Annotated in this window: 9 protein-coding genes and 1 tRNA gene; 2 read left to right on the top strand and 8 right to left on the bottom strand. The window is 60.9% G+C overall.

Features of this window, described 5'->3' with window-relative positions; genetic code table 11:
- Positions 1-969: 969 nt before the first annotated feature.
- From FHS78_RS17735 to FHS78_RS17710, 6 genes are all read right to left on the bottom strand, one after another.
- Positions 970-1,230 carry a hypothetical protein gene (locus FHS78_RS17735; protein WP_167095707.1) on the bottom strand — a complete coding sequence of 87 codons (261 nt, stop codon included), beginning with the start codon at positions 1,228-1,230 and terminating at the stop codon, positions 970-972.
- Positions 1,231-1,375: 145 nt separating this feature from the next.
- Positions 1,376-2,104, bottom strand: coding sequence for a recombinase family protein (locus tag FHS78_RS17730; RefSeq protein ID WP_167095706.1), 729 nt, complete (start codon positions 2,102-2,104; stop codon positions 1,376-1,378).
- A gap of 111 nt (positions 2,105-2,215) precedes the next feature.
- Positions 2,216-2,551, bottom strand: a complete 336-nt coding sequence (locus FHS78_RS17725; protein ID WP_167095705.1) for a hypothetical protein — start codon at positions 2,549-2,551, stop codon at positions 2,216-2,218.
- 40 nt (positions 2,552-2,591) lie between these two features.
- On the bottom strand, positions 2,592-3,005 hold the full coding sequence (locus tag FHS78_RS17720; RefSeq protein WP_167095704.1) for a hypothetical protein: 414 nt from the start codon (positions 3,003-3,005) through the stop codon (positions 2,592-2,594).
- An 85-nt stretch (positions 3,006-3,090) separates the two neighbouring features.
- Complete coding sequence (locus tag FHS78_RS17715; protein ID WP_484555878.1) at positions 3,091-4,809, bottom strand: tyrosine-type recombinase/integrase; 1,719 nt, start codon at positions 4,807-4,809, stop codon at positions 3,091-3,093.
- 57 nt (positions 4,810-4,866) lie between these two features.
- Positions 4,867-4,940 (bottom strand) — tRNA-Gln (locus FHS78_RS17710).
- 484 nt (positions 4,941-5,424) lie between these two features.
- Here FHS78_RS17710 and FHS78_RS17705 point away from each other — a divergent pair.
- Together FHS78_RS17705 and FHS78_RS17700 are read left to right on the top strand one after the other, a co-directional pair.
- Positions 5,425-6,411 (top strand): cytochrome c oxidase assembly protein, encoded by a 987-nt coding sequence (locus tag FHS78_RS17705; RefSeq protein ID WP_167095702.1) that lies wholly within the window; start codon positions 5,425-5,427, stop codon positions 6,409-6,411.
- Positions 6,386-6,835, top strand: coding sequence for a copper chaperone PCu(A)C (locus tag FHS78_RS17700; protein ID WP_167095701.1), 450 nt, complete (start codon positions 6,386-6,388; stop codon positions 6,833-6,835). Before FHS78_RS17705 ends, FHS78_RS17700 begins: the two co-directional genes overlap by 26 nt.
- A gap of 4 nt (positions 6,836-6,839) precedes the next feature.
- On the opposite strand, the gene FHS78_RS17695 is transcribed toward FHS78_RS17700, so the two are convergent.
- Positions 6,840-7,514, bottom strand: a complete 675-nt coding sequence (locus FHS78_RS17695; protein WP_167095700.1) for an SCO family protein — start codon at positions 7,512-7,514, stop codon at positions 6,840-6,842.
- Positions 7,515-7,685: 171 nt separating this feature from the next.
- Complete coding sequence (locus FHS78_RS17690; protein ID WP_167095699.1) at positions 7,686-8,672, bottom strand: helix-turn-helix domain-containing protein; 987 nt, start codon at positions 8,670-8,672, stop codon at positions 7,686-7,688.
- Positions 8,673-8,782: the final 110 nt, after the last annotated feature.

Raw genomic sequence — 8,782 nt, 5'->3', positions numbered from 1 at the left:
TGAACTCCGTCTCGAAGTCCTCAAGCTCGCGAAACGCTGGAAGCCGAAAACAAGCCGGTGAAATGGGCGGGGTGTGACCGGAACACCGCTTACCACGACATGGTGTTGAGGTGAGAAGGCTACTTGAGCCCTATCTCCCCGGGGCTCAGTGGATTCCGTGGGAACCCAAGTACCTCTCACAATCATCCCGTGGCTGGACACAGCACGTGGCATCTGTGATCCGTGAGACCTTGGGGATCATGGGAGCCGAAGTGACCAGGGTCTCTTCAAAGAAACTGAAGTCACTTATCGCGACTAAGGTCGGAGAAGAGATCGCCAACACCACGTTCAACAAAGCCAGGAACATGGCTATCGAGGGGACACCCTGGTCACTTCAGGGGCGGTCACTCGTCATGGAGCCTCAGCTCTCAGGATAACGACCCAGGCTCTATAGTATTATAGGGAAAGGGTAGCTATCGGCGACGGACCTTCGTCCCAACACCATCAGCCCATCATCATTGTTCTTCTGTCTCTTAGGAGACTAGAGGAGTTGTGGTGGTGGGCTTTTGTTCCGCCGATATCATCCACAACCATCTCCCACTACAGTCTCAAAGGAATCCGATGACGCTCGGTGTCACCCGTGCACACCTGTGTTGCCACAGAGTTCGTACATTGATGTTGTGGAAGAGGGTGATGATCATGGGAGGTGTTCCTTCAAAGGTCCGACCACCATCAACAACAACTTCGACCCTTTAGCCCCTTTTTTGAACCGACGACATTCAGATCCCCGGGGGTCAAAATGTCTAGGAGTCCCACGCGCCTGAGCCACTAAGCATTCAGTATGGGTTTCAGGTCCATGGGGAGCGCGGCAAGGCCAGTGTCATCCGCCGGGTTTCGGCTGCGACCACCAAACCATCTCAGCACAATCATTGGCACCAGCGTGTAGTAGGCCATTGTCTAACAGGGCGAAGGCGTGAAAGTTGTCGGGTGTCAGGATTTGTCTTTGCAGGAGATCATCATGTAGGAGCCCGGCCCGATTGCGCTGGTTGGCATGGCATCAATCGTGTAGCCCGTAGGGCAGAGTTCTCCCGCCTTTTTGTAGCAATCATCCAGCGTCCGCATATAGCCGGAGCATTTCATGGAGTAGGCGGTCTTGCCCTCCGGGCCGGTGACTGGCGAGGCGGTCACGGCACACCCGCCCAGGGCAAGCGGCGCAGCCAGTGCTAGGGCGATCACGAGAAACTGTCTCACGAGCAACTCCATCAACGTCGGTTATGGAACGAAACCCTATGCCCCCGGCATGAGGATGGCAAATGCGCGTAGGAGCCCGAGTCTTCGTTGCGCCTCGAACCCTGGGAGAAGTTGATACGGTCGTCGACGCAATCATCGATTGGATTTAGTCCTTACCCAGCCGGATCACCTGTGCCGCCGTCCACTGTGTCTTTCCCCTCGGCGTCCTAACGCCCAGCGCGGATAGCTCCTTGGCAATCTGATTGGCCGACATGGTGCCATCGGGATCGAGGTCGTCGATGACCGTTAGCACACGCTCCCTGAACGCCTGTGCCTTCTCCTGACGCGCCTTGAGCCCGAGCTTCGGATCAACCTTTGGTCCACCACGGTAGCCCCCCAGAGTCACGCCACGGGCTCTCGCGGCCTCCAGGGCAACCTTGGTCCTCTGGCTGATGAGGCCGACCTCCAGTTCTGCGATAGAGCCCATGAGGCGGAGCATGAAGCTGCCCATGGGGCCTTCGGGCAACTCGGGCATGTCGCAGAAGACGACATCCACACCCGACTTCACCAATTCCATCAGGAAGGAGGCATCGCGGCTCAGGCGATCCAGCTTGGCGACGACGATGGTAGCCCCCAGGAGGTGGGCACGTTCAAGGGCCGAGGTGAGTTCCGGTCGTGCCGTGTTTTTGCCGCTCTCCACCTCGACGTAGATGGGCTGAAGGAGCTTCCCTCCCTGGCGGCTCACATAGTCCTGGATCGCGCCCTCTTGGGCTTCGAGGCTGAGGCCACTGCGGCCCTGCTTGTCGGTGGAGACGCGGGCATAGCCCAGGTACGGCTTCTTCACGGTGTTTATCTCATTACTGACGACGGTCGTTGTCTGAAATGTAACACCCATCCGAGCCCTCCTCCATGCCCGAAAGAGGCAGGCTCGCAAGTTTTATTGCACACCCAGAATATGTTCTTTGAAAAAGATAGGGACCTCGCCGGGCCGAAGCCCCCCTTTTGGTCACATCTCGTTGAAGATGCTGCCATCTTCCTTGGATTTGAGCTGGAGTTCCTCTGGAAGCTCCGCCTCATGCTCCGCCGTCCACGGTTTCGGAGGGCCATCCGGGTAACTGAACTTGATCCAGTTGCTCCGGGTCACGGGCACCTTGTACCGCTCCAGGGCCTCTACGACCGGGTCTTTCTCACCCATCACCAGCACCCATGTTGCGAGGTTAATGCCGCCAGCGGCGTCGTGAATGCGTTCACGGGCCTTCTCAGCACTGACCTTGCCCTTCTTGTAATCCTTTTTCATTGCAGTAGAGAAAGCGCCGGTCACATTAAAGCTGAACCGCCTCACACGATCTAGCGCCTCCTCTTCCTCATGCTATCACGACGATTTATTGAGCGGTACACGGAGCTATTATACGTGCGCATACAGGGTATTGTTCACCCATGATCGCATTTAACATGCTGCGCCCCTTGAGCAAGCCTGTGTTATTGCTCGAAAAGCGGACATCCTTTGCTTCGTCCCCTTGGAACAGAACTGCGACTTGGCACAGGGCGGTCTCGCCATCAATGTTACCGTTTGATCCGAGATGAGCCGACACGCCACCCTCTCCCGCATACTTCCAGACTTCTGTGTCGCCGACTTTCATCGTGCCTTGAGGGACACCAGCGCACTGAAGAACTTGTTCTCTGGACATGCCGATCATCGAGGTCTTGGCGCGACCGGATGTCGAGTTTTCGTGGCTCACGCAGCCAGTTACCGAGACGGCAACGAAAAGGGACAAGAAGGCGCAAATGTGCTTCATGAGTTCTCCGAGATTCGAGTTTCTTGGTTATGAGGTGGGTGCAGCGAGCGAGAGCTGCTGCGGGGCAGTCTCTAGGGGCAAATCGTTAGCGAATTGCAACCACACCGTCGGTGCTGACGTATAGGTGCGAGAAGTCGACCTCCGGCCATTCGATCTTCTGAATGGCATCCCTAAGAGCATTTAGGCCGCTGCCCTTGTGGTACACTTTGCTGCTCGTCCCCTGCCCTTCATGCCCCGTGATCTCATCGACGATGGCCGCGCTAGCGCCTGCGTCAAACAGCTTCGTGGTCACCCCGTGCCGAAACGAGTGGTAGTCCAACCCCACCTCATAGAGACCGATCTGCCGTCGATACCGCGACCACCATTTCGTGAATGTGTACCCCAGACGCTTGTCGGGGCCGCCGGGCTTGAGGTTCGGGAACACGCGGTCTTCTGAGTTGGGTGCATTCGCTTTCACGTACTCAAGGAAGCCGATGCGCACCACTTCAGGATGAATCGGGATGCGCCGCCTGGACTGCTCGTTCTTGAGCTGCTTGTCGCCGTCATCGTTCACGTCGAAAAACGGAATGCCATCTTCCTCCCGAACATCGCCCGCCACGAGCTGAGCGAACTCCTCAAGGCGGTTGCCATGGTACAGGGCCAAGATCGGCAACCAGAACTTCTCATCGCGCACGATGACTTCTCCAGGTTCTGTACGCCGACTTTCGGACATCATCCCAGTCCAGACCGGCGACCGAAACAGAGCTGTCAGCGTATCGCCCTCCCACATATGCCTCCGCGACTTTGCGCGTCCCTTGGAGGGAAACTCAAAGCCGTGAGCGGGGTTCTCTCCCTCATACAGGCCACGCTTGATCAGATAGGTGAACAGGCGCCCCAAGGCGCTGAAGTGACGCTTTACGGTCTTCATTGCCAGCCGTGGCACTGCATCATCTTCAGCCGTGTGCTCGACGATCTCCATCGGCGTCATGTCGCGCCATTCTCGGGCCTTCGACCACAGGGACGGCAACGCTGTCAGCATGTCGTAGAAGGGGGTGAAGTGATCCTTCTTGGTGTAGGCCGTGACGGGCAGGTTGCCGTTGAGTTGCACGAACATCTCGTATGTCTGCCTGTTCTGACCCAGCGTGTGCTCTGTCCACTCCTCTGACTGCCGCATCTGCTTGAAGAACTTGGGCAGCACCTCCTGCAGCAATGGTCCTTCGGGCTCTGGAGCCTTCTGAGAAACGCTCTCGACCACTAGTGAAGGCTCAAGGACGATCTCGGGCACCGGCTGCATCCGCCGCTCTTCTTGAAGTTTCACGAGCTGCAGCTGGGCTTGAAGGACCCCCATGCCCAACGCAGGGCGGGAAGAAGCAGGGAGATCATTCTCCTTCATCAGGGCATCGATCTCGTCCCCAAACCTCTCATATTTCCTGTGTGCGAGCGCCTCTCTGAGGTCGGAGCGAATGTGAGAAAGAACTTCCATGTCCGCATCGACGGCATCCTCTTCGCTCGCGGGCACAAAGCCAGCGTAGAGGGGTTCTCCAGGTGGAGTGGCGAGGTGGCGCTGGAGGTCTTCGTCCACGAGGCGCTGAAGGTACCGCCTGAGAATGTCTTGTAGCTCGGGGATCATGAGGGGGCGTGAACTCAATACAAAATCGAAGAGGCTGCCGAGAGCGCGAGCCCGCCGACCGGCAACCCAAAAATCATCGGTCCGCAGGGATAGGCTGACCTCCCTAGTGGAGCAAGGGATTCGCCGCCGGTAGTAGTACATGCCCTTCTTGCGGCTGATGTGGGTGGCATGTGGGCGAGTTGTGGGTGACCCCATAGAAGATGACCTTCTGCTGGGCGAAAACTCCCACGATTTCAATGTCTTATGAGAAGTTGGCTGGGGGACTAGGATTCGAACCTAGACTGGCGGAGTCAGAGTCCGCTGTCCTACCATTAGACGATCCCCCAAGAGCCTGAGCCGGCCGGGCTTTTATGCCCGGATACAGTAAAAATACCGCAAATGGCGCCGTGATCGGCACTTGGTGCGCAAAGCGCGGGAATCCCGCGTCGCGAGGCCCGGAACTTATGCGCAAGGGTCCGCTTTCGTCAACTCCCCCCTGACCGCGAACCGGGCGGAAATCCGGCCCTGGCGGGCTAAATCACCATAAATGATCCAGATCAAGGCCCCGGCACGTATACCTGTCATTATGATCTTCACAACGACGGCGGTACCACGTAGGCAAACCGCTTCAGTTGCTCCACTGCGCGATCCCGGTGTCCCCCCCTCACCTCCCTCTCGCAGCCAGTGGCATCTCAAGGGAGCCCGAAAGGGCTCCCTCTTCTTTTGTCCGAATGCCTTTCGCGGCCATTGCGACGACCGGACGCGGGCGCGCCCACTTGGCATTTCGGGCGGCAGGGACTAGCACCCTTGGGGTATGCTTCAAGGATGCGAATGGTGACCACCGCTCTCCAGAAGGCGCTGCCGCGCCGGGCCTCCCTTCCGTTCATGGACGGCGCGGTCTATCTGCTGCTGGCCGCGGCGAGCGCCGCTTTATGGTGGCTCTGCCGCAATGTGCCCACGCTGCTGCCCGTCTGGGCGCCGTGGGATTTCTACCCGCTCGAATTCGTGTCCTTCTGGCTTGCGCTCTGGTGGTTCGTCCGGGGGCTGCAACTCTCTTCGCCCGGGGAACGCCCGGCGAAATGGCGCATCGCCTGTTTCGTGGCGGGCCTTGCCCTTACCTACGCCGTGCTGATGACGCGCTACGATTATCTCGCGCAGCACATGTTTTTCCTCAATCGCTTCCAGCACATCGTCATGCACCATCTGGGGCCGATGCTGATCGTGCTCGGCTGGCCGGGCGCGACGATCCTGCGCGGCATGCCGGGGCCGCTCGCACGGCTTTGCCGCGCGCACTGGCTCAGGCGCGTCATGCATGTCGTCCAGCAGCCGGCGCTCGCCGCCTTCCTCTTCGTCGGGCTCATCTATCTCTGGCTGATCCCGGACATTCATTTCCGGGTCATGGTCGACCCCCGGCTCTACTCCCTCATGAACTGGTCCATGGTGGTGGACGGGATCCTGTTCTGGAGCCTGATCTTCGATCCGCGCCCCTCGCCGCCCGCCCGTCTGGGGTTCCTGGCGCGAAGCGGCATTCTGATGGGGGTGATGTTCCCGCAAATCCTGATCGGGGCCTTCATCACCTTTTCCAGCCGCGATCTCTACGAGTTCTATCACTGGTGCGGCCGCATCTATCCCTCGATCGACGCCATGGCGGATCAGGCCTATGGCGGGCTCATCGTGTGGATTCCGGGTGCCATGATGAGCGCCGTCGGGTTATTGCTTGTGCTGAATTTCATGCGCCTCGCCGAAGAAGAGGCAGAAAGCGAGAATGAGGATGAAACATCTCCTGCCATCAATGCGGCAAGCTGGACTGGCATGTAGCCTCGCCCTGGCCCTCGGCACGGGCGCGCTCGCACCGGCGCCCGCGTTTGCCGGCGAGGCGGCGGGCCTCAACCTGTCCGACACATGGATGCGGGTCATCGTGCCGAGCCGGCCCGCCGCCGGTTATTTCACGCTGACCAATGAGAGCGGCGAAGCCCGCACGCTTGTCGGCGCATCCTCGCCCGCCTGCGGCAGCATCATGCTGCATGAGAGCAAGGGCGACAAAATGGTCATGCTCCCCGAAGTCGCCGTCGCGCCGGGCGAGAGCGTCAGCTTCGCGCCCCGCGGCAAGCACCTGATGTGCATGAAGCCCGCCGCCGGGCTGAAGCCGGGCACGACTGCCGAGGTCACGCTGAAGTTCAAGGACGGCTCGACGCTGACCGGCAGCTTCGACGTCAAGGGCGCGACCGCGACCGGCAAATAAGACCCTAGAACCAGGCGGCGATGCGGCTCAGCCAGCCGCCGCCTGAATCTTCCCGCGTCAGTCTTTCAAGGTCGGTCGTCATGCCGTCCATATCCGGCTGCGCGCGCGACAGCGACGAAAAGAGCAGCCTGATCCGGCCCTCGCCGTCGAACACATAGACGGCGGAGCCGTGCGACACTTCGTAGTCGCTGTCATCCTTCGCCGGACGCACCGTATAGGCAACGCGATAGCGCTTGGCGAGCGCCGCAAGCTCGTTGGGCGTCCCGCGCAGCGCGTCCACCTGCGGCGCGAAGGCGTCGGCATATCGCTTGAGGTCCGGCAGCGTGTCGCGGTTCGGATCCACGGTCACGAAGAGCACGCGCACATCGTCCGCCGACTTGCCCATGCGGTCCAGAATATTGCTGATATGGCTGAGCGTGGTCGGGCAGACATCGGGGCAGAAGGTGTAGCCGAAATAGAGCAGCACCGCCTTGCCGCGATAATCCGCTTCCGTCACCTGCTTGCCGTCATCGGCGCGGGTCATGGCGAAATGCAGCGGCGGAAACGCACCCGACAGATCGGTGGCATGCCAAGCCTGCCCGTCGTCGCAGCCGGACACCGCGAGCATCGCGATACACACGCCCAGCAGGCGCGCGGCAAACCCCTTCGCATGGCGCGCAACGGCGGATGAAAGCCCCATTCCGCAATTTCCTCCTGTCGGACCGGCACGGATGTTACGGCGCTACGCCTCCCCGCGCCCCGGCACAATGCGACGCTTCGTCCCGGCGGGCCGAAAGGCGCATGGCATGGCGGAAACTTACGGGCTTTTCATCGAGAGGAAAGGCGGGGGAGAAAGGCGGCGGCAAGCCGCTCAGACGCAGCCGGCCTGTCCGCGCTGCGCCACATAGTCGGTGAAGACCCAGCCCTTGGTGCCGTCCTTCCGCTCGACCTCGCGCCAATAGCGGTTGCCGCCCAGCACCTGCAAGGGCTCGCAGCGATTGACGACGCCCAGCACGGCCCCGCCATTATCCGGCCGGGCGCGAATGAATACGTCGCTCGACGCCAGATAGGCCGGCGTCAGCTCCGCGCTTTCCGTCTCGCCGGTTCCGGTCTCGCGGGAAGCGGCGGCAACGGGTTTTGCCTTCGCCGTCTCGATCTCGACAGCGGGCGCCGCCTCGTCCGTGTCGGCGGCGGGCGCGGTGTCGTTTCGCAGCGCGGGTTCCGCGTCACGGGCATCCGCCACGACCACAGGGGCGGCGACGGGGGCCTGCGCCACCGGCGTTTCGGACGGGGTCGCGGAGGCTTCGTCCCCGGCGGCAAGGTCGGTCGCCGCGGGCGTCTCGTTCCGCTCCTCGGCGGGCGCGGGCTCGGCGGCGCGCGGCGCCGGGCTTTCGGCCTTGTCCTCCAGCACCGGCAGCGACGCCTTTGCGGGCGGCACGCTGGTCTGCGGCGCGCTCGTGGCCGCGACATCACCGGACTGCGTTCCGCTGAAATAGAAGACGCTTCCCGCGACCAGCGCCATCAGCACCGCCGCCACGCCGTACATTCCCCAGCCGCGCCGCGTCTCCGGCAGCAAAAGCGCGGGCGCTGAATAATCCGTCTGCGAAACATGGTCGTTCACTTCCTCGCTCAGCTTGTCGATATCGTCGCCGAGATCGATCTGCAGGAAGTCGGCATAGCAGCGCGTGAAGCCGAGGCGCTGGGGAACGGCGGGAAGAAGCTCGAACTGCCCCGCCTCTATCGCCTGAAGATAGACGGGGCGAATATGGATGCGCTCCGCGACCTCATCCAGTGAGAGTCCGCAGGCCTGTCGCGCATCGCGCAATGCGGCGCCGATCTTGTCGTGGTGGTCTGACATTGGAAGTGATGACTTCGTTTCTTCCCCAAACCCGACGTTAGCAATCGTACAAGGATAGCGTTGTGCATTTTTGTCACGGTTTGCAACCGCCATTTTAGCTTACTCACGCA

Source organism: Parvibaculum indicum (genome assembly GCF_011762095.1).
Classification (GTDB): Bacteria; Pseudomonadota; Alphaproteobacteria; order Parvibaculales; family Parvibaculaceae; genus Parvibaculum; species Parvibaculum indicum.
This window is presented reverse-complemented; position numbering and strand designations above follow the sequence as displayed.

Excerpts from the sequence above, each read along its gene's own strand:
- FHS78_RS17730 (WP_167095706.1), bottom strand. The coding sequence starts at position 2,104 with ATGGGTGTTACATTTCAGACAACGACCGTCGTCAGTAATGAGATAAAC.
- FHS78_RS17720 (WP_167095704.1), bottom strand. The coding sequence starts at position 3,005 with ATGAAGCACATTTGCGCCTTCTTGTCCCTTTTCGTTGCCGTCTCGGTA.
- FHS78_RS17715 (WP_484555878.1), bottom strand. The coding sequence starts at position 4,809 with ATGGGGTCACCCACAACTCGCCCACATGCCACCCACATCAGCCGCAAG.
- FHS78_RS17705 (WP_167095702.1), top strand. The coding sequence starts at position 5,425 with ATGGTGACCACCGCTCTCCAGAAGGCGCTGCCGCGCCGGGCCTCCCTT.
- FHS78_RS17700 (WP_167095701.1), top strand. The coding sequence starts at position 6,386 with ATGCGGCAAGCTGGACTGGCATGTAGCCTCGCCCTGGCCCTCGGCACG.
- FHS78_RS17695 (WP_167095700.1), bottom strand. The coding sequence starts at position 7,514 with ATGGGGCTTTCATCCGCCGTTGCGCGCCATGCGAAGGGGTTTGCCGCG.
- FHS78_RS17690 (WP_167095699.1), bottom strand. The coding sequence starts at position 8,672 with ATGTCAGACCACCACGACAAGATCGGCGCCGCATTGCGCGATGCGCGA.